The sequence below is a fragment of the Streptomyces sp. NPDC048018 genome (assembly GCF_043202995.1).
Lineage (GTDB): Bacteria > Actinomycetota > Actinomycetes > Streptomycetales > Streptomycetaceae > Streptomyces.
In genome coordinates, this window is sequence record NZ_JBIDBK010000006.1 from 581,467 (window position 1) to 604,816 (window position 23,350).

21 protein-coding genes are annotated in these 23,350 nt (G+C 69.7%); 12 read left to right on the forward strand and 9 right to left on the reverse strand.

Going from position 1 to position 23,350, the window contains the following annotated elements:
• Window positions 1–8 precede the first annotated feature (8 nt).
• The 3 genes from ACGF1Z_RS25775 to ACGF1Z_RS25785 are packed head-to-tail and all read left to right on the forward strand — an operon-like array spanning window position 9 to window position 1,929.
• On the forward strand, window positions 9–1,241 hold the full coding sequence (locus tag ACGF1Z_RS25775; RefSeq protein WP_393007801.1) for a S8 family serine peptidase: 1,233 nt from the start codon (window positions 9–11) through the stop codon (window positions 1,239–1,241).
• A gap of 33 nt (window positions 1,242–1,274) precedes the next feature.
• Window positions 1,275–1,604 carry a hypothetical protein gene (locus tag ACGF1Z_RS25780; RefSeq protein ID WP_376637548.1) on the forward strand — a complete coding sequence of 110 codons (330 nt, stop codon included), beginning with the start codon at window positions 1,275–1,277 and terminating at the stop codon, window positions 1,602–1,604.
• Window positions 1,605–1,620: 16 nt separating this feature from the next.
• The gene (locus ACGF1Z_RS25785) at window positions 1,621–1,929 is read left to right on the forward strand and encodes a WXG100 family type VII secretion target (protein ID WP_376637549.1); all 309 of its coding nucleotides are present in this window, start codon (window positions 1,621–1,623) and stop codon (window positions 1,927–1,929) included.
• Between the two features lie 86 nt (window positions 1,930–2,015).
• On the opposite strand, the gene ACGF1Z_RS25790 is transcribed toward ACGF1Z_RS25785, so the two are convergent.
• From ACGF1Z_RS25790 to eccCa, 7 genes are all read right to left on the reverse strand, one after another.
• Entirely contained in the window at window positions 2,016–2,255 is a 240-nt protein-coding gene (locus ACGF1Z_RS25790) for a DUF397 domain-containing protein (protein ID WP_393007804.1), read from the reverse strand.
• 107 nt (window positions 2,256–2,362) lie between these two features.
• Window positions 2,363–3,022 carry a hypothetical protein gene (locus ACGF1Z_RS25795; protein ID WP_393007806.1) on the reverse strand — a complete coding sequence of 220 codons (660 nt, stop codon included), beginning with the start codon at window positions 3,020–3,022 and terminating at the stop codon, window positions 2,363–2,365.
• Window positions 3,019–3,711 carry a hypothetical protein gene (locus ACGF1Z_RS25800; protein ID WP_393007808.1) on the reverse strand — a complete coding sequence of 231 codons (693 nt, stop codon included), beginning with the start codon at window positions 3,709–3,711 and terminating at the stop codon, window positions 3,019–3,021. The genes ACGF1Z_RS25795 and ACGF1Z_RS25800 overlap by 4 nt, the downstream gene beginning before the upstream one ends.
• Window positions 3,708–4,292, reverse strand: coding sequence for a hypothetical protein (locus tag ACGF1Z_RS25805; RefSeq protein ID WP_393007810.1), 585 nt, complete (start codon window positions 4,290–4,292; stop codon window positions 3,708–3,710). Before ACGF1Z_RS25805 ends, ACGF1Z_RS25800 begins: the two co-directional genes overlap by 4 nt.
• A 113-nt stretch (window positions 4,293–4,405) precedes the next feature.
• Window positions 4,406–6,562 (reverse strand): hypothetical protein, encoded by a 2,157-nt coding sequence (locus tag ACGF1Z_RS25810; RefSeq protein WP_393007812.1) that lies wholly within the window; start codon window positions 6,560–6,562, stop codon window positions 4,406–4,408.
• A 9-nt stretch (window positions 6,563–6,571) separates the two neighbouring features.
• Complete coding sequence (locus tag ACGF1Z_RS25815; protein ID WP_393007814.1) at window positions 6,572–7,000, reverse strand: hypothetical protein; 429 nt, start codon at window positions 6,998–7,000, stop codon at window positions 6,572–6,574.
• 129 nt (window positions 7,001–7,129) lie between these two features.
• Window positions 7,130–11,080 (reverse strand): type VII secretion protein EccCa, encoded by a 3,951-nt coding sequence (gene eccCa / locus ACGF1Z_RS25820; RefSeq protein WP_393007816.1) that lies wholly within the window; start codon window positions 11,078–11,080, stop codon window positions 7,130–7,132.
• 173 nt (window positions 11,081–11,253) lie between these two features.
• Here eccCa and eccD point away from each other — a divergent pair, with 173 nt between their 5' ends.
• From eccD to ACGF1Z_RS25850, 6 genes are all read left to right on the forward strand, one after another.
• The gene (gene eccD, locus ACGF1Z_RS25825; protein WP_393007818.1) at window positions 11,254–12,729 is read left to right on the forward strand and encodes a type VII secretion integral membrane protein EccD; all 1,476 of its coding nucleotides are present in this window, start codon (window positions 11,254–11,256) and stop codon (window positions 12,727–12,729) included.
• Between the two features lie 255 nt (window positions 12,730–12,984).
• Window positions 12,985–13,275, forward strand: coding sequence for a 30S ribosomal protein S15 (gene rpsO, locus ACGF1Z_RS25830; protein WP_128976159.1), 291 nt, complete (start codon window positions 12,985–12,987; stop codon window positions 13,273–13,275).
• Between the two features lie 269 nt (window positions 13,276–13,544).
• On the forward strand, window positions 13,545–15,755 hold the full coding sequence (locus ACGF1Z_RS25835) for a polyribonucleotide nucleotidyltransferase (RefSeq protein ID WP_393007821.1): 2,211 nt from the start codon (window positions 13,545–13,547) through the stop codon (window positions 15,753–15,755).
• Window positions 15,752–17,131, forward strand: a complete 1,380-nt coding sequence (locus tag ACGF1Z_RS25840) for a M16 family metallopeptidase (protein WP_393007823.1) — start codon at window positions 15,752–15,754, stop codon at window positions 17,129–17,131. The genes ACGF1Z_RS25835 and ACGF1Z_RS25840 overlap by 4 nt, the downstream gene beginning before the upstream one ends.
• Window positions 17,132–17,166: 35 nt before the next feature.
• A complete protein-coding gene (dapB, locus tag ACGF1Z_RS25845; protein ID WP_393007825.1) occupies window positions 17,167–17,919 on the forward strand; it encodes a 4-hydroxy-tetrahydrodipicolinate reductase in 753 nt (250 codons plus the stop codon).
• Between the two features lie 5 nt (window positions 17,920–17,924).
• On the forward strand, window positions 17,925–18,377 hold the full coding sequence (locus tag ACGF1Z_RS25850) for a hypothetical protein (RefSeq protein ID WP_393007827.1): 453 nt from the start codon (window positions 17,925–17,927) through the stop codon (window positions 18,375–18,377).
• A gap of 29 nt (window positions 18,378–18,406) precedes the next feature.
• On the opposite strand, the gene ACGF1Z_RS25855 is transcribed toward ACGF1Z_RS25850, so the two are convergent.
• Both ACGF1Z_RS25855 and ACGF1Z_RS25860 read right to left on the reverse strand, forming a co-directional pair.
• Window positions 18,407–18,955: a hypothetical protein gene (locus tag ACGF1Z_RS25855; protein WP_393007829.1), complete on the reverse strand. Its 549-nt coding sequence runs from the start codon at window positions 18,953–18,955 to the stop codon at window positions 18,407–18,409.
• Window positions 18,956–19,008: 53 nt separating this feature from the next.
• Entirely contained in the window at window positions 19,009–19,248 is a 240-nt protein-coding gene (locus ACGF1Z_RS25860) for a hypothetical protein (RefSeq protein WP_393007881.1), read from the reverse strand.
• 164 nt (window positions 19,249–19,412) lie between these two features.
• On the opposite strand from ACGF1Z_RS25860, the gene thyX reads away from it, so the two are divergent.
• The 3 genes from thyX to ACGF1Z_RS25875 all read left to right on the forward strand — a co-directional run bounded on the left by thyX (window position 19,413) and on the right by ACGF1Z_RS25875 (window position 23,044).
• On the forward strand, window positions 19,413–20,156 hold the full coding sequence (gene thyX / locus ACGF1Z_RS25865) for an FAD-dependent thymidylate synthase (RefSeq protein ID WP_393007831.1): 744 nt from the start codon (window positions 19,413–19,415) through the stop codon (window positions 20,154–20,156).
• 191 nt (window positions 20,157–20,347) lie between these two features.
• Window positions 20,348–21,247, forward strand: a complete 900-nt coding sequence (gene dapA, locus ACGF1Z_RS25870; protein ID WP_393007833.1) for a 4-hydroxy-tetrahydrodipicolinate synthase — start codon at window positions 20,348–20,350, stop codon at window positions 21,245–21,247.
• Window positions 21,248–21,358: 111 nt separating this feature from the next.
• Entirely contained in the window at window positions 21,359–23,044 is a 1,686-nt protein-coding gene (locus ACGF1Z_RS25875) for a ribonuclease J (RefSeq protein ID WP_393007835.1), read from the forward strand.
• The last annotated feature ends 306 nt before the right edge of the window (window positions 23,045–23,350 follow it).

The following is a 23,350-nucleotide window of genomic DNA, read 5'->3' on the forward strand; positions in this document are numbered from 1 at the left end:
CTCGCCTGATGTCCCCCCTCACCCGTGTCGCCCGCCGTCGCGCGGCCGGCCTGCTCGGCGCCATGGCCGCCGTCGTCGCGACGTGGACCGTCGCGGCGCCGGCCGCCCAGGCGGACGACATGCGGTCGCGCCAGTGGTACCTGGACGCGATGAAGGCCGACGAGCTGTGGAAGGTGGCCACGGGCAAGGGCGTCACCGTGGCCGTGATTGACACAGGCGTGGACTCAACGGTGTCAGAGCTGCGGGGAAAGGTACTTCCGGGCCGCAACTTCTACGATGCTGCGGGGGGGCCAGGCCGTGTGGACGACAGAGACACGGACCGACATGGCACGAACATGGCCATCGCCATCGCTGGCAGTGGGGCAGGGGGCGGCGTCAAGGGCATCGCGCCAGGCGCGACAATCCTCCCCATTAGGGCAAACAGCTTCGCGGCCTTTGGCCCTGGCCCTCTGATCAAGGGGGTTCGTTACGCCGCGGACAATGGCGCTCGCGTGATCAACGTTTCCGGTGGTGGTCCCGCCCGGGGAGCGGACATTCGTGAGTGGCAGGGTGCCGTGGACTACGCGCTCAGCAAGGGAGCACTGGTTTTCGCAGCTTCCGGTAACGCCGGCGTTGAGACCAACGGGGACTATCCTGCAGTGTTGCCAGGGGTGGTGGCTGTTGGGGCTCTGGACACCAAGGGCAAGGTTGCCAAGTTCTCCGAGTACGGCCCTCACCTGGCTCTCGCTGCGCCGGGTGTGGAAATGCCGGGGCGCTGTAGAGAAGACAAAGCCAAATATTGCGCTTTCGAGGGCACCAGTCACGCCACCGCCATCGCCTCCGGCACCGCCGCCCTCATCTGGTCCGCTCACCCGGACTGGACCGGTAACCAGGTCCTCCGGGTCATGATGGAGACCGCCGGCCACAACGGCCCGGTGCCCAGCAAGTACATCGGTTACGGCTCGGTGCGCCCCGCGCAGGTCCTGCTCGAAGGCAAGGGCAACCCGGGCGCACCCGACGTCAATCCGCTGCTCGCCGCCCAGAAGGCGAGCGCGACACCGGCAACACCCCAGACCTCCCCCTCTCCTGACAACACGGGGGCAAGCGGTAGCGACCAGGCCGAGGACACGGGCCGGGCCGCAGGCTCCGACGACAGCGGATTCCCGCTGTGGGCCATCGCCGCGAGTGCCGTCGCCGTCGTCGCCGTCATCGGCCTCGTCGTAGCGGCGGGAGTACGCAGGAGAGCGTCGACAGACGCATGAAACACGCCATCGACAACAACGAGGAGCTTCACAATGGGCACTCCCGCAGGTGGGTTCGGACTCGCAGACGATCCGATCGTCAAGGCGAAGAACAAGATCGTGGAGACCGGCGAGGCGGTCTCCAAGCAGGCGCGTGAGCTCGCCAACATCCTCGAGACGTGCAGCGCCGGCTGGACCGGTGTCGGTGCCGGAGGCTTCAAGACGGCCCAGACGCTCCTCAACGAGGACCACGACACCATCCGTCGCCTCCTGAACGTGCTGCTCCACGCCGTCGGCGAGACGAAGAACCTCAGCAACGCCAACGACGACGAGGTGCGTGCCACCTTCGCCGCCGTCAACCACAGCTCGCTCAACAACATCTGACGACAAGGGGGATCGCATGTCTGTCGACAACGCCGGGACCAAGGTCCGGTACGAGAGCGTCCAGGAGATGGCGAACCGCATCCGTACGGTCTCGCAGAACATCATTAAGGACATCCAGGAGATGGACGCCGCCCTGCGCGTCGTCACGGACACCTGGGACGGTGACGCCCACCGTGAGTACGAGATCCTCCAGGGCAAGTACAAGAAGCGCGCCGAGGACATGAAGGACCGTCTCGAGAAGACGGCCAAGATCGTCGAGCAGGGCAAGGACAACTACCGCTCGACCGACGTCAAGGCCTCGCGTCTGTTCACCGAGTCCTTCTGACCTTTCGGGCCGTACAACGGGTACCTGAGAAGGGGCCCGCTCCTTTGGGAGCGGGCCCCTTCTCGTCCGTCCGGTCGCCGTCGCCGCTACCGCGGCCGCAGGTCGAACTCGCCGTCCCTGGCGCCGAGGACGAACGCGTCCCACTCGGCCTTCGTGTACCGCAGCACGGTGCCGTGGTCGAGGGAGGAGCGCATCGCGACGGCGCCGCCCGGCAGGTGGGCGATCTCCACGCGCTCCTCGTCGGGGCTGGTGCCGGGGGCACCCTCCCACTCGACGCCGCTGATGTCGAGCGCGTACAGCTCGTCCTTCTCCTGCTGAGTGCCCATCTGGCTGTGCTCCTTCATACGGCGGTCGAACGCGCGTCGTTGCAGGTCAATGATGGGTGCCAGGGGACCCGGCTGTCAGCCGGATCCCCGGAATCACCCCCGCCGGATCACTTGGCCTGGGCGGCGAAGGCCTTCGCGAGCTCCGTCACCTGCTCGGGCTTGAGCGAGGTCTTCCCGGACTCTCCGGCCGTCAGCAGCAGCGCGACGTCGCCCTTGCCGCCGGAACCGAGGGGCACAGTCGCGATGTTCCCGCTCGTGCTCGGTACCGGCTCCCCGGACTTCGCCTTGGACGTCTTCTCCCAGTAAGCCTTCGTCTCGTCGACGCTCATACCGGCGGCGGCCTGCATGGTGGGCAGCATGAGGCTGACCGCCTGCCCCGCTTCCGCACCGGCGGCGTGGACGACCAGGTCCTCCCCGCCCACGTGGTAGGAGCACGTGACCCACGCACCGGCCTTGCCTGCGTAGGGCGACTGCGGATCGGTCGTCTTCCCGCCCTCTGCCGTGGCGGCGGGCTTGTCGGAGCCTGCCTCCGCAGGTCCCGGCTCGATGTCCTGGCCCAGCTTCGCCGCCTCGGCGGCCTTCGCGGGGTCGTACGGCAGCGGGCAGGTGTCCGTGCCGTCCTTGCCCACCTTCTCGGCGATCTCGACCAGCCGGTCGAGGCTCAGCGACCCGCCGGCGTCCGTGCCGCCGTTCCCGCAGCCCACCAGAGAGGCCAGGAGAACGGCACCCAGGGCGCCCGCGGTGATGTGCTTCGTGCGGATCTTCATGAGGGGGTGCCTTCGGTGAGGGGCTTTACGACGGGGTCCTCGGCCAACGGCTCGTTCGCACAGCCGAGGGCCTCCGTGGTCCGGCGGGTCATCAGGTAGAGCCAGGACATCTGCTGGTCCTGGGTGCCGTGGTCCTTGACGGCGCCCGGGTTGAGGGTGAACGAGGCGTCCGCCCGGAGGAGCATCTTCTTCGACGGTTCCTCCAGGTCGCCGGGCAGGTCACACCGTACGAAGAGACTCGTCGCGGTGTCCTCGGACGTCCCCCTCGCGCCGTTGAGCCGGTAGCGCCGGGTCCCGGCCGGGCCGCCGGGCTTCTCCACGTCGGCGGGGGGTGCCCACGTGTACGTGAGGGTCGTCTGACCGGCCTCGCGTCCGTTGTTGCGGAAGAAGACGCACGCACGGATCGAGGGCGTGACCCGGTACTCGGGCTCACCGCGCAGATTGATCTGCATGCCCTCGACGAAGCGGGCTGCCCGGTGGTCGACCTGGGACGTGTAGCTGTCCGCCCGCATGATCCGCAGCAGCTGCTCGTGCTCGGGCGACTTCGCCTCCATGGCGCACAGGAAGTCGTCGGCGAGCTCCGCCGACGGCTCCTCGGAGGAGCCACAGGCGGTCAGGGTGACCACACACGCCCCCACGGCGGCGAGCAGCCGCCACGGGAGGGAACCGCGCCCGGAGTCGATCCTCATGAGGCGGACGCTCCGGACGGGACCGGCTTTACGACCGGTTCCTTCTCCAACGGCCTGTTCTCGCAGCCGAGGACCTCCGTGGCCTTGCGCGCCATGCGGTAGACGAAGTCCATCTGCTGGTCCTGGGTGCCGTGGTCGTGGACGGGGCCCAGATTCCCGGTGTACGTGGAGTCCGCATGAAGGAGGACCCTCTTCGAGGGCTCCTTCAGCTCACCGGGCAGTACGCAGGAGACGTACAGGCCGGCAGAGACGTCGTCGGCCACTCCCGTGGCGCCGTTCAGGCGGTAGGTCCGGGACTCCTTGTCGGCGGGGTCCTTCCTCCCGTAGGCGGGGTCCTTCTTCGCCGCGTCGAGGGGTACCCACGCGAAGTCGATCGTGGCTCGACCGATGCCCACCTGTCCCTTCGGTACATAGCTGCACCCCGAGACGGTGTACATGGCAGCGGGGTCCGCGAGGTGACGGAGGTTCTCCTCCATCTTCTCCACGAAGCGCGCGTCCCGAGGCTGATGCCAGGCGGTGCGGAAGGTGTCCGCCCGGAGGACCGTGTGGAGCGACTTCTCCTCCGGGGAGCCCGCGGGCACCGTGCACAGCCTGTCCTCCGGCGTGTCCGTGGGCCCGGACGAGCAAGCGGTCAGAGCGAGCGCGCACAGGGCCGTGACGGCCGATAGCCGCCGCCATCGCGAGTCGTGCATCATCACCCCAGGTACTTCTTCGCCGCGCCGATGCCGTCGGAGTGGCCCGCGCTCGCCGCGTCCTTGGCCGAATTGAACGGCCCCTCGTCGATCTTCCCCTGCTTCTGCCATTCGTCGAACATGAGGTTCAGTCCGTCCGTACCCGACGAGTAGGCTCCGGCCGCCTCCTTCTGGGCCGTCTCCTCCGCGACGTCCTGGACGTCCTTCACCCAGTCGAACTTGACCGAGTCGATCAGGGCGCCACCGGCGGTGCCGACGATGGGAATCTCACCGATGAGCGCGTTGCCGGCGATCGCCGAGTACTCGCCGGTCTGTTCCGCCCAGTCCGCCTTGTCCTTGCCCTTGTCGATGTAGACGTCGGCGCCGATCTCGTTGAGGGCGCCCATCGCGATGCCGACGTTCCGGGCGCGGTGGTCCCATTCGGCGCTCTGGCCGTGCTTGGGGTCGGCCGAGAACGGCGGTGCTTCCGCGAGCTCCTTGGCGGAGTAGGCCTGTTCGGCCTCGTACAAGAGGGCGTAGGACGGGGCGTCGTCCGAGATGCCACGCATGACCCGGATGAGGCTCTCCTGGCCCACCGCGAGATGCGCCTTGTCCCCGGAGCCGCCGATGTCGTCCTTGCCGGCGGCTCCGCCGTACTCCGACTCCTGGCCGTTGAGCGTGATGTGGGTGTCGGCGACGTAGTCGGCGAGGGCCCGGGCCATCGGCTGCTTGAGGTTGGCGAGGTTCTCGTCGAACTCCGCGCCCCCCTTGTCGTCGTCCAGAATCTGGATCGCGTTCTGCATCACCCGCGCCTGGCCCTCCGTGTGCAGCCCCACCTCGCCCAGCTTCTCGCCCGGCGCGTGGCCGGTCGCCGCCGCCTGGATGGCGTTGCCCAGGCCCGTGGCCTTGAACGGGTCGTCCATCTCCATCGGCGCCGAGTAGAGGGTGTTCATCAGCGGGTCCGGCCACTTGCGGTCGCTGAGGAGGAACTTCAGGTGCTCGTTGGAGTTGCCCGGGGCCTTCGGGTCCAGGAAGTACTCCGCGTCCGCCGGGTCCTTGCTCATGATGTTGAGCACGGTGTCCAGCGGGTCGTGCGCGATGTTCGGGCGCTGGCCGTCGAAGAAGTGCAGCCAGACCTCGGGCTTCTTCTTCTCGATCGAGATCATGTCGTCGCCGATCTCGTTCAGGAACTCCTTACCGAAGCCCTTCGGCTCGCCCTGGCTCATCAGCGTCGCCAGCATCTGGTACCCGAGCGTCGGCTGGGTGTTGCTCGCGAGGTTCTTGCCGCCCAGCTCCTTGATCCCGTCCACGAACGGCCGGTACGCGTAGCTGTTGGGGTCCTTCGTGCCCGACGCGATCGTGTCCGCCAGGTTCGCGTTGATCGAGGTGTAGAGCTTCTTCTCGGCGTCCGAGATGCCCCGCTCGTTCGCCGCCAGGTTCATCCGGTCGGCGATCTTCAGGGTGTCCTGGGCCCCCAGGCCGTCCAGGTAGGCCTCGCTGAAGTGCGGGTCCTTGGAGTTCTGCGCCAGCAGGTCGCGGTAGTGCTCCAGCTCCTCCTTGGACGCCTTGCCCTCGCGGACCTTCTCCGAGAGCTTGAGCGCCTCGACGGCCTCCACGTCGTTGACGGGCTTGGAGTTGAAGCCGAGCGCCGCGGAGCCGTCGGCGCCGGAGGCGGCGAGCAGGGCGACCTTGACGTCCGCGTCGTACTCCGTGATCGCCTTGACCGCGTCGTTGATCTTGCGCGTGTACGACATCTCCGTCTCGCGCAGATCCGGGTCGTGGCGGATGGCGTTGGCCTCCTGCGCGTCCACCTTGCTGAAGTCGAAGCTCGCGTTGCCGTACTCGGAGACCTTCATGCCGGCCGTGACCGCCTCGTCGACCGCCGACTTCACCCGGCCCTTGAGCTCGGTGAAGGTGCCGAAGGCGTCGCGCAGCAGCGACTCCATCGCGAGGGCCTCCTTCTGGGCGGAGTCGAGCTCCTTGCGGGTGATCCCGAAGTTCGTGGCGCTGACCTGCTGCGCCTGGCCGGTCCACAGCGGATTGTTCGTGGCGACGCCCTGGACCTCCTTCTCGTAGAGGTCCTCGACCTTCTTGAGCTTCTCCGCCATGCTCTTCCAGCCCTCGGCAGCGGTGTTCAGCTTGCCCAGGTCGGTCTGCATGATCTCCTGGTACGTCGGCATCGCGTCCCCCTAGAGTCCCGAGACCTTCGACTGCACCGGGGTGAAGCTGTACCCCGTCGTCAGGTCGTTGTTCTTGAACAGCGTCGAGGCGTTCCGCAGCGCGCTCTTCTCGGATTCGAGGCGCGCGTTGAGGCGTTTCACCTGGCTGTCCCAGTGCTCGTGGGCCTGCTTCAGGCCGGCGGCCGTGTCCCAGCCCTTGAACTCCGTCACCGCGCCGGTGGTGCCCTCGTCGGCCGCGTCGGCCGCCGACTTCAGGTCCGGCTGGATGTGGGTCTCGATGGTGTTCGCCGCCGCCTTCTTCTTGGCGGGCGTCGTCGCCAGATCGGGCTGGCCTCCGCCGCCGCCCGGGTCCAAGGGCACGTGGTTCAGCCGCATGTCCGCCGCCTGCTGCGTCACCGCGTTGTCCTTGTGCCGCGCCCACTCGTCGTCGAACGACACGGGTACCCCCTTCGCTGAGTTGATCAGATGTTTGCAGTTCTGAAGTGCTCACGTCCAATGGCAGGGTCACGGTCCGGTGTCGAAACCGGAGCCGCGGCCCTGCCACGGGTACTCAGGAAGGGACGGACCTCACCTCTCCGGCAAACGCCCCGTCTGCACCAGCGAAGCCGCTCCGCGCCGGGAGACGAAGTAACCCCGGCCCGGCGGCATGGGACGCGGCCGCACGTTGCCGAGCAGATCGCCCTCCTGCGGGTCGCCGGACAGGACGACGCCCTGCGCGCCCAGCTCCTTGATGCGCTGCATGAACGCCTCGTACATGGACCGCGAGGCACCCGCGCTGTTGCGGGCGATGATGAAGCGCACGCCGGTGTCACGGGCGAAGGGCAGGAACTCGGCCAGCGGCGCGAGGGGGTTGCCCGCGCTCGTCGCCACCAGGTCGTAGTCGTCCACGATGATGAAGACCTGCGGCCCCGACCACCAGCTGCGGTCCCGCAGCTGCTGCGGCGTCACGTCCTGCGGCGGCTGGCGCCGCGCGAACACCCCGGAGAGCGCCTCCATGTGCATCTGCATGGAGCTCGCCATCGGTGCGTACTCCAGCAGGTGCTCCTCCGGCAGGCTGCCGAGCAGTGCCCGGCGGTAGTCGCCGACGACGAGCTTCGCCTCGTCGGGGGAGTACCGCTCGCCGATCTGCTTGGCGATCAGGCGCAGCAGGTTCGTCTTGCCGGACTCGCTCTCGCCGAAGATGAGGAAGAACGGGTCGGTCTCGAAGTTGACGAACACCGGCTCCAGGCGCGTCTCGTCGATGCCGATCGCGATGCCGTGCTGCGGGAACTCGAAGCCCTTCGGCAGCTGGTCGGCCGCCAGCTTGTGCGGCAGCAGCCGGACCGCCGGCGCCACGGGACCGTGCCAGGCGGTGCGTACGGCCTCCACGAAGGCGGCCGTGCCCGTCGCGAGGTCCTGCGCCGAGCTCGACCCGTCGATCCGCGGCAGCGCCCCCATGAAGTGCAGCTTCTCCGGGACCTGACCGCGCCCGGGTACGCCCGTCGGCACGTTCGCGGCGACCTTGCGGTCGAACTCGGAGTCCATGACGTCACCGAGCCGCAGCTCCAGACGGCCCAGCATCTGGTCCTTGAGCGCCGCCCGCACCTCCATGTAGCGGGCCGCGGTGATGACGACGTGGATGCCGTAGCCGAGACCGCGCGCCGCCAGGTCGGCGACCGTGGCCTCCAGGCCCTCGTACTCGTTGCGGAAGCCGCCCCAGCCGTCGATGACCAGGAACACGTCGCCCCAGGCCTCGCCCGGCAGTTCACCCGCCGCCCGCTTGCGCCGGTAGGTGGTCATGGAGTCGATGTTGTGCGCGCGGAAGAACTCCTCGCGCCGGTTCAGCACGCCGAGCACCTCGGCGACCGTCCGCCGCACCCGCTCCGGGTCCAGCCGGGACGCGACCCCGCCGACGTGCGGCAGTTCGGCCAGCGAGGACATGCCGCCGCCACCGAAGTCCAGGCAGTAGAACTGCACCTCTCCCGGCGTGTGGGTGAGCGCGAACGACGACACCAGCGTGCGCATCAGCGTCGACTTGCCGGACTGCGGACCGCCGACCACCATCATGTGGCCGGCCGCGCCCGAGAAGTCCCGGTACAGCACCTCGCGGCGCTGCTCGAAGGGCTTGTCGATGAGGCCGAGCGGCACGGTGAGCCCGCCCGGGCGGGTGTACTCGGTCGCCGTGAGGCCCCGGTCCGCGGTCTGCGCGAGCCCGGGCAGCAGCTGGTCGAGCGACGGCGCCTGGTCGAGCGGCGGCAGCCACACCTGGTGCGCCGGCACGCCCTGCCCTTCGAGGCGCCGCACGATCACGTCGAGGACGGTGTCCGCGAGCGCGTCGTCGTCCTCGTTCCGCTGCGCCGTCAGGTACGCCGGGTCGGGCGCCGCGTAGACCACCGGCACCGGGGAGGCCGTGAACACCACGGGCCGCCGCTCGATCGGCATGGTCCCCGCCTCCAGGCGCGGACCGCCGGTCCGGTAGGTGCCCGAGACGTACGCCGCCTTGAAGCGGGTCATCTCGTCCGTACCGAACTTCAGGTAGCCCGAACCCGGCACCGACGGCAGGTGGTAGGCGTCCGGCACGCCGATCGCCGTGCGCGACTCGGCCGCCGAGAAGGTCCGCAGACCGATCCGGTACGACAGATAGGTGTCCAGGCCGCGCAGCTTGCCCTCCTCCAGGCGCTGCGAGGCGAGCAGCAGGTGCACACCCAGCGAGCGGCCGATGCGGCCGATCTGGATGAACATGTCGATGAAGTCGGGCTTGGCCGTGAGCAGCTCGCTGAACTCGTCGATGACGAGCACCAGCGAGGCCAGCGGCTCCAGGGGGGCGCCGGCCGCCCGGGCCTTCTCGTAGTCGTGGATGTTGGCGTAGTTGCCCGCGGACCGCAGCAGCTCCTGGCGCCGCTGCAGCTCACCGCGGATCGCGTCGCCCATGCGGTCGACCAGCGTCAGGTCGTCCGACAGGTTGGTGATGACGGCGGCCACGTGCGGCATCTGCGACATGCCCGCGAAGGTGGCACCACCCTTGAAGTCCGCGAGGACGAAGTTCAGCGTCTCCGAGGAGTGCGTCACCGCCAGACCGAGCACCAGGGTGCGCAGCAGCTCCGACTTGCCGGAACCGGTCGCGCCCACGCACAGACCGTGCGGGCCCATGCCCTCCTGCGCGGCCTCCTTCAGGTCCAGCATGACCGGCGCGCCGTCCTCGCCGACGCCGATCGGCACGCGCAGCCGCTCGGCGACCGACCGCGGCCGCCAGGTGCGGGCCACGTCCACCGAGGCCGCGTCGCCCAGGTTCAGCAGATCGGTGAAGTCCAGGTTGGCGAGCAGCGGTTCGTCGTCGTCCCCGCCGCCCATCCGCAGCGGCGCCAGCTGGCGGGCCAGCGCCTCCGCCGCGGGCAGCGACATGACGTCGGGCAGGCCCTCGTACGCGAAGCCGCCGCCGGACTCCAGGCGCAGCCGCCCCGGCCGTACGACGACGGACAGACCGCCGCGCGGTTCGTCCAGCTCGCCGGAGACCACCTCCACGATGGTCACGCCCTGCAGGCCCTCGGCCGCCGCGAACAGCGAGTCCGGCGGCACCATCCCGCCGTCCAGGATCACCACGACGTGCGGCTGGTCCAGGACCGGCTGGCTGTCCCGGCCGAACCGCGGCCGGCCGTCGAGGCGCGAGCGGATCAGCTGCTCCAGCTCGCCCAGGTCGTCGCCGAACAGGCGCTTCGTACCGGCCCCGTCGACGGTGCCCGGCACCTGGTTGTGCGGCAGCCACTTCGTCCAGTCCCAGCGCTCCTGCGCGCCCCGCGCCGCCACCACGGCCAGCATCAGGTCGTCGGGGGAGTGCAGCGTCACCAGCTGGGCCACCAGACCGCGCGCCGCCGACTGCGCCGCCTCCGGATCGCCCGACACCGTCACGTGGTAGAACGCCCGCAGCGAGACGGCCATCGGCAGTCCGTCCAAGGTGCCGTGCACCGCGAGGAACTGCTGCATCGCGCCCGCGCACAACGGCTCCAGCTCGTCGACCGGTGCCGTGTCCGGCGCGACCAGCGGAGTCGCCAACTGCTGGGCGCCGAGCCCGATCCGCGCCTGCGCGAAGTCGTGGTCGCCGACCCGGCGCTCCCACACCCGCGAACCCTCCGCGACCACCGACCACAACTGCTCGGGCGCCGGGTGCAGATAGAGCTGCGCGTCGCGCTGCCTGCGCGCGGTGCGCCGTACCGTACGCCGGGTCTGTGCGAGGTATTTGAGGTAGTCCCGCCGCACATCGGCCATTTGCCCCTGCGACCCGCGACGGAATCTGACGAACTGGGCGATGGCCATGCCGACCGTCGACGCGAGCATGAGCGTACCCATGATGCGCATGATCGGAGACGGCGTCATGAAGAAGAACACCACGGACGAGCCCATGCCGAGCATCGGCAGGAGCTGCATCAGGGCGGACTCCTGCTGTCCCCGCGGCAGTTCCGGCGGAGACTCCAGGACCAGTTCCTCGCTGGGTACTTCCGGAGGAAGGGACCTCGGCGGGCGTTTGACGACGATCTGGCTCACCGGCGCATCAATCCCTCGTTACGGGCGGGCTCGTGCGGGGACCCTGCACTCCGGCGCCCCCGTCGGCGACCGCCTCCCCCGCGAGACGGCGATCCTACTTGCCACCACCGTCCCCACTCCCCGGTAGGGTGTCGCCGCACCGTGCGCAACCGCGAATCAGGGGGTCCAGACACGTGAGTACGACCGCAGCGACCGGTTTCTGCCGCGTCACCGTCGTGGCGCCGGACAGCCGCATCGACGTCGCACTCCCGGAGGACATCGCCGTCGCCGACGTCTACCCGGAGATCCTCCGGCTCACCGGGCAGACCCAGCCGGCCGGTGCCCCCACCGGCTATCACCTGGTCCGGCGTGACGGCACCGTCCTCGACGGCGCCCGCAGCCTCTCCGCCCAGCAGGTCCTCGACGGCGAGGTGCTCTCGCTGCGCCCCTTCGCCCAGTCCCTGCCGCCGGCCGTCTTCGACGACGTGTCCGACGCGGTCGCCTCCGCCGTCACCCGCGACCGGCACCTGTGGAGCGACGAGCTGCTGCGCGGCGCGGGGCTGGTCGGCGGTGTGCTGCTGCTCGTCCTCATGGGCTTCGTGCTCTGGTTCGCCGACCCGGTCCGGCACGACATGCACAGCCTGCCCGGCATCATCGCCGGAGCCGCCGGCGTGCTGCTGACCGCCTTCGCCGGCGTCCGTGCCCGGGTGTACGGCGACCGTGCCACCGCCGTCGCGCTCGGCCTGGGCGCGCTGCCGCTGCTGCTCATCGCCGGCTCCGGCATCGTCGCCGCCGACGCGGGGCAGGGCCCGGGCCGGCTCCAGTTCCTGCTCGGCTGCGTCACCGTCCTGGTCGCCTCCGTCACCCTCGTCGCGCTCACGCCGAGCGGCGACGCCCCGTTCGTCGCCGCGACCTTCCTGGCCGCCGTCGGCACCCTCGCGACCTTCGTCGCGATCCTCTCCGAGGGCACGGCCACCGACACCGCCGCCTTGTGCGTGCCCGTCGCCATCGGCCTGGTCGCCTTCCTGCCCGGACTGTCGGCCCGCTTCGCCCGGCTGCCGATCGGCTACGCCTCCCCGCGCAGCGCCACCGACGAGGAGTTCCTCGCCGACCCGCAGCAGGCGGTCCACATGGAGGCGCAGCCCGTCGACGGCGAGCGCATCGCGCTGCAGGCCCGCCGCGGTCACGAGATGCTGCTCGGCCTGGTCGGCGGCTGCGCGGCCGTCGTCGTCGGCTCCTGCGCGGTGCTCGGTTTCGCCGGGAACACCTGGGGCCAGCTCCTGGCCCTCGCCGCGGGTCTCGCGATGCTGCTGCGCGCCCGGCTGTTCCGCTACACCTCGCAGGTCGCCTGCGTCCTGGTGGCCGGTCTCGCCGCCATCGCCCTGCTGATCCTCGGCCTGTCCCTGAACCCGCCGGTCGACCTGGTGAAGGACCTCCTCATGTACGGGGACCGCGGCGGCCTGGACATCCGTACGATCTGGCTCAGCGCGGCCGTCGCCGCGGGCGCCGCCCTGGTCACCGCGGTCGGCCTGATCATCCCGAGGAAGGGCCTCTCGCCCTTCTGGGGCCGGCTGCTCGACCTCACGGAGGGATTCGTCCTGCTCTCCCTGGTCCCGCTGTGCCTCGGCGTCCTCGACGTGTTCATGCGTGCCCGCTCGCTGACCGGCTGACCTGATGGCCCGCTGACCGGCCGCCCCGTCGGCCCGCTGACCTGCGCACATGCCGGGGTGCCGGGTCCTCCCGGGGGCCCGCTCCGGGGGCCCTCGGTGAAGCTGGTACGCTGTGTGACGGCCGTTTGTGTACGCGCTCCCGGGTCCGAGACCGGGGAGCAGCGCTCATCGGACCTTCGCCCGCGAGTCACGGAAGCTTCCCCTGAGATCAAGACCAGGGGCACTCGTGGGCGCACGAACCAAGAGGAGATCCGCGTGGCTCTCGACGCCGCCGTCAAGAAGCAGATCATGGCCGAGTTCGGCACCAAGGAGGGCGACACCGGCTCCCCCGAGGTCCAGGTCGCGATGCTGTCCCGCCGCATCTCGGACCTGACCGAGCACCTCAAGACCCACAAGCACGACCACCACTCCCGTCGTGGTCTGCTGATCCTGGTCGGTCAGCGCCGCCGCCTGCTGCAGTACCTGGCCAAGAAGGACATCCAGCGCTTCCGTACGCTGGTCGACCGCCTGGGCATCCGCCGCGGTGCGGCCGGCGGTGCCAAGTAAGACGCTGTTGAGGGAGCGGTTCCCACTTTCAGGGGGCCGCTCCCTTTGCTGTACGTGCGCGATGTACCCACCGGCAATTAGTCTGGTCGCACAACGCCACATCCACGCGTGAGAAGCAGCCGGCACGCCGCCGGTCCTCGGTAGTGGCCCCCGGACCTCATTCCCGGGAGCTTCGATCGAAGACCGGCCCGCCACGACAGTGCTTCTCCCGCACCGCCCCGGCCACACGGGCCCGCGGGCGCAAAGACGACACGTAGGAGAAACCGCTAGTGGAGAACGAGACCCACTACGCCGAGGCCGTCATCGACAACGGCTCCTTCGGCACCCGCACCATCCGCTTCGAGACGGGCCGTCTGGCCCGCCAGGCCGCCGGCTCCGCCGTCGCCTACCTGGACGACGACACGATGGTCCTTTCCGCGACCACCGCGTCGAAGAAGCCCAAGGACCAGCTCGACTTCTTCCCCCTGACGGTGGACGTCGAGGAGCGGATGTACGCCGCCGGCAAGATCCCCGGCTCCTTCTTCCGCCGTGAGGGCCGGCCCTCCGAGGACGCGATCCTCACCTGCCGCCTGATCGACCGCCCGCTGCGCCCGTCCTTCAAGAAGGGCCTGCGCAACGAGATCCAGGTCGTCGCCACGATCATGGCGCTCAACCCCGACCACCTGTACGACGTCGTCGCGATCAACGCCGCGTCCGCGTCCACCCAGCTGGCCGGCCTGCCCTTCTCCGGCCCGATCGGCGGCGTCCGCGTCGCCCTGATCCAGGGCCAGTGGGTCGCCTTCCCGACGCACACCGAGCTCGAGGACGCCGTCTTCGACATGGTCGTCGCGGGCCGCGTCCTGGAGGACGGCGACGTCGCGATCATGATGGTCGAGGCCGAGGCCACCGAGAAGACCATCGCCCTCGTCAAGGGCGGCGCCGAGGCGCCGACCGAGGAGGTCGTCGCCGCGGGCCTCGAGGCCGCGAAGCCGTTCATCAAGGTCCTCTGCAAGGCCCAGGCCGACCTGGCCGCCAAGGCCGCCAAGCCCGAGGGCGAGTTCCCGGTCTTCCTGGACTACCAGGACGACGTGTACGAGGCCCTCGCGGCCGCCGTCAAGGGCGAGCTCTCCCAGGCGCTGACCATCGCGGGCAAGCAGGACCGCGAGGCCGAGCTGGACCGCGTCAAGGAGCTCGCCGCCGAGAAGCTCCTCCCGGCCTTCGAGGGCCGCGAGAAGGAGATCTCCGCCGCCTACCGCAGCCTGACCAAGGCCCTGGTGCGCGAGCGCGTCATCAAGGACAAGGTCCGCATCGACGGCCGCGGCGTCACGGACATCCGTACGCTCGCCGCCGAGGTCGAGGCCATCCCGCGCGTGCACGGCTCCGCCCTGTTCGAGCGTGGCGAGACCCAGATCCTGGGCATCACCACCCTCAACATGCTCCGCATGGAGCAGCAGCTGGACACCCTCTCCCCGGTGACCCGCAAGCGCTACATGCACAACTACAACTTCCCGCCGTACTCCGTCGGCGAGACCGGCCGCGTCGGTTCGCCGAAGCGCCGCGAGATCGGCCACGGCGCGCTCGCCGAGCGCGCGATCGTGCCGGTCCTCCCGACCCGCGAGGAGTTCCCCTACGCGATCCGTCAGGTGTCCGAGGCCCTCGGCTCCAACGGTTCGACGTCCATGGGCTCGGTCTGCGCCTCCACCATGTCGCTGCTGAACGCCGGTGTGCCCCTCAAGGCCCCCGTCGCCGGTATCGCCATGGGCCTGATCTCGCAGGAGATCAACGGCGAGACGCACTACGTCGCCCTCACCGACATCCTCGGTGCGGAGGACGCCTTCGGCGACATGGACTTCAAGGTCGCCGGTACGAAGGAGTTCGTCACCGCCCTCCAGCTCGACACCAAGCTGGACGGCATCCCGGCCTCCGTCCTGGCCGCGGCCCTCAAGCAGGCCCGTGACGCCCGCCTCCACATCCTCGACGTGATGATGGAAGCGATCGACACCCCGGACGAGATGTCCCCGAACGCCCCGCGGATCATCACCGTGAAGATCCCCGTGGACAAGATCGGCGAGGTCATCGGCCCCAAGGGCAAGATGATCAACCAGATCCAGGAGGACACCGGCGCCGAGATCACGATCGAGGACGACGGCACCATCTACATCGGTGCCCAGGTCGGCTCGCAGGCCGAGGCCGCCCGCGCCACGATCAACGGCATCGCCAACCCGACCATGCCGGAGGTCGGCGAGCGCTACCTGGGTACGGTCGTCAAGACCACCACCTTCGGTGCCTTCGTCTCCCTGCTCCCGGGCAAGGACGGCCTGCTGCACATCTCGCAGATCCGCAAGCTCGCCGGTGGCAAGCGCGTGGAGAACGTCGAGGACGTGCTCGCGATCGGCTCCAAGGTCCAGGTCGAGATCGCCGAGATCGACCAGCGCGGCAAGCTCTCCCTCATCCCCGTGATCGAGGGCGAGGACGAGGCGAAGGACGACACCGACCAGTGACGTCCCGCAGTTCCGCGACGACGGCCCGCCCCTCCTCCGAGGGGCGGGCCGTCGCCCGTACCCAAACGCTTCTCCCGGGCAGGGACGGCATCGGCACCGTCCGCCGCACCACCCTCCCCGGCGGCCTCCGCATCGTCACCGAGACCCTGCCCTCGGTACGCTCCGCCACCTTCGGCATCTGGGCGCACGTCGGCTCCCGGGACGAGACGCCGACGCTCAACGGCGCCACCCATTACCTGGAGCACCTCCTCTTCAAGGGCACCCACAAGCGGTCCGCCCTCGACATCTCCGCCGCGCTCGACGCGGTCGGCGGCGAGATGAACGCCTTCACGGCGAAGGAGTTCACCTGCTACTACGCCCGGGTCCTCGACACCGACCTGCCGCTGGCGATCGACGTCGTCTGCGACATGCTGACGGGCTCGCTCATCCTCGACTCCGACGTGGACGCCGAGCGCGGCGTCATCCTCGAGGAGATCGCGATGACCGAGGACGACCCCGGTGACGTCGTGCACGACCTGTTCGCGCAGACGATGTTCGGCGACACCCCGCTGGGCCGCCCGGTCCTCGGCACCGTCGACACGATCAACGCGCTCACCCGGGACCAGATCGCCCGCTTCTACAAGAAGCACTACGACCCCACCCACCTGGTCGTCGCCGCCGCCGGCAACGTCGACCACGCCACGGTGGTACGCCAGGTCCGCCGCGCCTTCGAGAAGGCCGGCGCCCTCGGCCGTACGGACGCCCGTCCGGTCGCTCCGCGCGACGGCACGCGCACCATCCGCACCGCGGGCCGGGTCGAGCTGCTCGGCCGCAAGACCGAGCAGGCCCACGTGGTCCTCGGCATGCCGGGCCTGGCCCGTACCGACGAGCGCCGCTGGGCCCTCGGTGTGCTGAACACCGCCCTCGGCGGCGGCATGTCCTCCCGCCTCTTCCAGGAGGTCCGGGAGAAGCGCGGTCTCGCCTACAGCGTGTACTCGTACACCTCCGGATTCGCCGACTGCGGCCTCTTCGGCGTGTACGCGGGCTGCCGGCCCAGCCAGATACACGACGTGCTGCGGATCTGCCGGGACGAGCTCGACAAGGTCGCCACGGACGGACTCACCGACGACGAGATCGCCCGTGCCATCGGCCAGCTCTCCGGGTCGACCGTCCTCGGCCTGGAGGACACCGGCGCGCTGATGAACCGCATCGGCAAGAGCGAGCTGTGCTGGGGCACCCAGATGTCGGTCGACGACATGCTGGCCCGGATCGCCGCCGTCACCCCCGACGACGTACGGGACGTGGCACGCGACGTGCTGCGGCAGCGGCCCTCGCTCTCGGTGATAGGCCCGCTGAAGGACAAGCAGGCGAGCCGCCTCCACGAAGCGGTCTCCTGACCCCCGAGTCCCTCGAGTACGAGTAAGGAAGTGCAATGAGCAAGCTGCGCGTGGCGGTCCTCGGAGCCCGGGGCCGGATCGGCGCCGAGGCGGTCAAGGCCGTCGAGGCCGCCGAGGACATGGAACTGGTCGCGACCCTCGGCCGCGGCGACAAGCTGGAGTCGCTCGTCGAGGCGGACGCCCAGGTCGCCGTCGAGCTGACCACCCCGGCCTCGGTCATGGGCAACCTCGACTTCTGCGTGCGGCACGGCATCCACGCGGTCGTCGGGACCACCGGCTGGACCGAGGAGCGTCTCGCGCAGCTCAGGGGCTGGCTCGCCCAGTCCCCGGAGACCGGCGTCCTGATCGCCCCGAACTTCTCCATCGGTGCGGTCCTCACCATGAAGTTCGCACAGATCGCGGCCCCGTACTTCGAGTCCGTCGAGGTCGTCGAGCTGCACCACCCGCACAAGGTGGACGCCCCTTCGGGCACCGCCACCCGTACGGCCCAGCTGATCGCCGCCGCCCGCGCCGAGGCCGGTCTCGGCGCTCAGCCGGACGCGACGGCGACCGCTCTGGACGGGGCGCGGGGCGCGGACGTGGACGGCGTCCGGGTCCATGCCGTACGCCTGGCCGGTCTGCTGGCCCACCAGGAGGTGCTGCTCGGCGGCGAGGGCGAGAGCCTCACCATCCGGCACGACTCCCTCCACCACTCCAGCTTCATGCCGGGCATCCTCCTGGGCGCCCGCCGTGTCGTGACCGCCCCGGGCCTCACCTTCGGCCTGGAGCACTTCCTGGACCTGGGCTGACGGCCATGGGCGGAAAGATCACGTACGTCTTCCTCTCCACGGTCCTCGTCCTCGTCTTCGGCGTGGTGGGCATGGAGGGGATCCTGCTCCTGCTGACCGGCGAGCCGGCCGCGATGGGCATGGGAGCGGTCGCGTTCCTGCTGCCGCTGGTCGGCGGCTGGTTCCTGTGGAAGAACACCCGGTTCGCGCGCCGGGCGAACCGCCTGGCCGCGGAGCTGGAGGCCGAGGGCGGACTGCCGGTCGACGAGCTCAGGCGCACCGAGGGCGGCCGCATCGACCGTGACTCGGCCGACGAGGTCTTCGCCCGGCGCAAGGCCGAGACGGAGGACTCGCCGGACGACTGGCGCTGCTGGTTCCGGCTCGCGGTCGCGTACCACGACGCCCGCGACACCCCGCGTGCCCGCAAGGCGATGCAGCGGGCGATCACCCTGCACGAAGCGGGCCGGGCCCTGGCCTGAGCCAGGACCCGGCCCGGGCCGGTGTGTGATCAGTGCGCGCCGGCGTACTCCGCGCTCCAGGCCTCGATCGTGTCCGCGGCGCGGTCGAAGGCCTCGACGCGGGACAGGAAGTCGGCGTTGTGGTCGGTGAGCAGCGGCGTCTGCTCACCGCCGTGCCGTACGAGCATCAGGGCCTGGCCCTGGACCGTGCGGGGGAGTCCCAGCCAGCGCACCGGCTGCTGGGTGGTGCGCACGGCGGAGGTCTGGCCCCAGGGCACGGTCCGCGTCGAGAAGAACGCCACGTGCCGCAGGCCGGCCCGGCTCACCCACACGCCCATGCGCAGCACGCGCAGCGCGGCGCCGATGATCAGCCCGGCGAACACGAAGGTGAACAGGGCCCCGCCGGCCGCGCCGGCCACGGCGATGACGACGGCCGCGAGCAGCACGAACGAGGCGAGCAGCAGCGCGAGCGCGGCGATTCCGACCCGCCACGGTCCGGGCCGGTACGGCCGGCGCCACTGGTCGTGGTCGTCGAACGGCAGCGCGATGTCGTCATCGGTTTCGATATCACGGTCGGCCGTCAGAAAGGGCAGGGGCACGACAGGTCCTCACTCACAAGCACGTTCGGTGGGCTGTGCCCGGTGAGGCTACCTCAGCGCCCGTCGGAAGCCTCGGACTGCTGGTGCCGCCCGTCCGCCGGGCCGGCCTGCAGGGAGGGCATGCCGAGGACGAGCGAGCCGACGAGCCCCGCCACCACGGTCAGCCCGATCAGCGTACGTCCGAGGACCTGGGAGGGCGTGGGACGCTGCCGAGGCGGCGGAGTGACGTTACTGCGGAAGCTGTCGGACTCCGCGACGAACGCGAACGGGACGGCCTCTCGCCGGCTGGACATCAGGGCCACTCTCCTCGGGTCGGTGGTGCTCATGTGTGTCACCTGTACAGACGAGCGAACCGGCGCTTTGGTGCCGTTTTTTCACCAAAGCGGCCTCATCTCATCCTTGAGAGGGAGATGGATAGAGTGGGCGACTGCAACGAGCCCCGCCGGAAGGACCGCTGGTGACCGACACCCCCACCGAGCACGACGCCAAGATCGACATTCGGAGCGACGTCACGGTCGACCTGGTACGGAGCGCCGCGACCGACTCCGACGTCCTCTGGGCGGCGCGTGTGTCCACCGCGGGCGAGCAGTCCCTGGAAGAGCTCCAGAAGGACCCGGAGCGCTCCAAGGGCCTCATCAACTTCCTGATGCGGGACCGGCACGGCAGCCCCTTCGAGCACAACTCGATGACCTTCTTCATCAGCGCCCCGATCTTCGTGTTCCGCGAGTTCATGCGGCACCGGGTGGGCTGGTCCTACAACGAGGAATCGGGCCGCTACAGGGAGCTGCAGCCCGTCTTCTACGTCCCCGACACCTCCCGCAAGCTGGTCCAGCAGGGCCGCCCGGGCAAGTACGTCTTCGTCGAGGGCACCGAGGAGCAGCACCGGCTCGTCAGCCGGACGATGGAGGACTCCTACCGTCAGGCGTACGCCACGTACCAGGAGATGCTGGCCGCCGGCGTCGCCCGCGAGGTCGCCCGTTCGGTCCTCCCGGTCGGTCTGTTCTCCTCGATGTACGCCACCTGCAACGCCCGCTCGCTGATGCACTTCCTCGGCCTGCGCACCCAGCACGAGCTCGCCGCGGTGCCGTCCTTCCCGCAGCGGGAGATCGAGATGGTCGGCGAGAAGATGGAGGCCCACTGGGCCCGGCTGATGCCGCTGACGTACGACGCCTTCAACAAGAACGGCCGTGTGGCGCCCTGACGCACGGGCCGTCTGCACATAAGTACGAACTTCGCGCGCGAAGTGTCCGTATTGCGGCGTTTCACGAAGTTCATCTAGGCTGATCAAACGGACCCGGCACTGCTTGAACCCCCGAGCAGGCAGTGCCGGGCTCCCCTTTACGCGTCCCCCTAAGGGACACCCGGCGCTGAGCAGCGAGTAGCGTGTTACCCATGGCTCCGATCTCCACTCCGCAGACCCCCTTCGGGCGGGTGCTCACCGCCATGGTCACGCCGTTCACGGCGGACGGCGCACTCGACCTCGACGGCGCCCAGCGACTCGCCGCCCACCTCGTCGACGCGGGCAACGACGGCCTGATCGTCAACGGCACCACCGGCGAGTCCCCCACCACCACCGACGCGGAGAAATCGCAGCTCGTACGGGCGGTACTGGAGGCGGTCGGCGATCGTGCCCACGTCGTCGCCGGCATCGGAACCAACGACACCCACCACACGCTCGAGCTCGTCCGCGCCGCCGAGCGCGACGGCGCGCACGGCCTGCTCGCCGTCACGCCGTACTACAACAAGCCCTCCCAGGAGGGCCTGTACCGGCATTTCTCGGCCATCGCCGATGCCACCGAGCTCCCGGTGATGCTCTACGACATCCCCGGCCGCAGCGGCGTGCCGATCGACACCGGCACCCTCGTCCGGCTGGCCGAGCACCCCCGGATCGTCGCCAACAAGGACGCCAAGGGCGATCTCGGCCGGGCCAGCTGGGCCATCGCCCGGTCCGGCCTCGCCTGGTACTCCGGCGACGACATGCTGAACCTGCCGCTGCTCTCCGTCGGCGCCTGCGGCTTCGTGTCCGTGGTCGGCCACGTCGTCGCCCCGGAGCTCCGCGCCATGCTCGACGCCTACCTGGCCGGCGACGTCCAGAAGGCCACCGAGATCCACCAGCGGCTGCTGCCGGTGTTCACCGGTATGTTCCGCACTCAGGGCGTCATGACCACCAAGGCCGCCCTCGCCCTCCAGGGCCTCCCGGCCGGCCCCCTGCGCCTGCCGCTCGTCGAGCTCTCCGCCGAGGAGACCGCCCAGCTCAAGGTCGATCTGGCCGCCGGCGGGGTACAGCTCTGACAACAGACTTCACAACTGAACATCCGTAATTGATGACGACAAGCAAGTGCACGAATGTCATGCGCGCCACGTGCCGAGCCGGTACGTGGCGCGCGTGGTGAGGAGAGTCTTTTGAGCCATCCGCATCCTGAACTCGGCGCCCCGCCGAAGCTGCCCCAGGGCGGCCTGCGCGTCACCCCGCTCGGTGGGCTGGGTGAGATCGGCCGGAACATGACGGTCTTCGAGTTCGACGGCCGTCTGCTGATCGTCGACTGCGGCGTCCTCTTCCCCGAGGAGGAGCAGCCCGGCGTCGACCTGATCCTGCCGGACTTCACCACCATCCAGGACCGCCTCGACGACATCGAGGGCATCGTCCTGACCCACGGCCACGAGGACCACATCGGTGCCGTGCCGTACCTGCTCCGCATGAAGCAGGACATCCCGCTCATCGGCTCCAAGCTGACCCTCGCGCTCATCGAGGCGAAGCTCCAGGAGCACCGGATCCGCCCGTACACCCTTGAGGTGGCCGAGGGGAACCGCGAGCGCTTCGGCCCCTTCGACTGCGAGTTCATCGCCGTCAACCACTCCATCCCCGACGCCCTGGCGGTCGCCATCCGCACCCCCGCGGGCATGGTCGTCCACACCGGCGACTTCAAGATGGACCAGCTCCCGCTGGACAACCGCCTCACGGACCTGCACGCGTTCGCGCGGCTGAGCGAGGAGGGCATCGACCTCCTGCTCACGGACTCGACGAACGCCGAGGTCCCGGGCTTCACGGCCCACGAGCGCGACATCTCGAACGTCCTGCGCAACGTCTTCGCGAACGCCCAGAAGCGCATCATCGTGGCCAGCTTCGCCAGCCACGTGCACCGCATCCAGCAGATCCTGGACGCCGCCCACGAGTACGGGCGCCGGGTCGCCTTCGTCGGCCGCTCCATGGTCCGCAACATGGGCATCGCCCGCGACCTCGGCTACCTGCGGGTCCCGGCCGGCCTCGTCGTCGACGTGAAGACGCTCGACGACCTCCCGGACGACGAGGTCGTGCTGGTCTGCACGGGCTCCCAGGGCGAGCCCATGGCCGCCCTGTCCCGGATGGCCAACCGCGACCACCAGATCCGGATCGTCCCCGGGGACACGGTCATCCTGGCCTCTTCCCTGATCCCGGGCAACGAGAACGCGGTCTACCGCGTCATCAACGGCCTGACCCGCTGGGGTGCCAACGTCATCCACAAGGGCAACGCCAAGGTGCACGTCTCGGGCCACGCCTCGGCCGGCGAGCTGCTGTACTTCTACAACATCTGCAAGCCGAAGAACCTCATGCCGGTCCACGGCGAATGGCGCCACCTGCGCGCCAACGCCGAGCTCGGCGCGATGACGGGGATCCCGAAGGACCACATCGTCATCGCCGAGGACGGCGTCGTCGTCGACCTGGTCGACGGCCGCGCCCGCATCACCGGCAAGGTCCAGGCCGGCTACGTCTACGTGGACGGCCTCTCGGTCGGCGACGTCACCGAGAGCTCGCTCAAGGACCGCCGGATCCTCGGCGAGGAGGGCATCATCTCGGTCTTCCTGGTCGTGGACTCCTCGACCGGCAAGATCGTGGGCGGCCCGCACGTCCACGCCCGGGGCTCCGGCATCGACGACGCGTCCTTCGACGCGGTGCTTCCCAAGATCGACCAGGCCCTGAACAAGTCCGCTCAGGACGGCGTGGTCGAGCCGCACCAGCTCCAGCAGCTGATCCGTCGCACGGTCGGCAAGTGGGTGTCCGACACCTACCGCCGCCGGCCGATGATCCTCCCCGTGGTCGTGGAGGTCTGACGGTCCGTCGCGTACGGCCCGGGAGGGGGGCGCCTCGATTTGCATCGGGGCGCTCCCCTCCAGTACGTTTACGGCTCCGCCAGAGGGGAAGCCCCCGGCACCACTGTGTGCCAGGAGGCCGAACCGGGAGGCGGAAATTCCGACTCAGAACTTCTGATAAAGTCGGGACGCGCCGGAAGGCCTCGGAAAGGAAGACGAAAGTCGGAAAGCCGGGACCGGAAAGCACCGAGGAAATCGGGTCGGAAAGATCTGATAGAGTCGGAAACGAAGGAAGCGCCCGGAGGAAAGCCCGAGAGGGTGAGTACG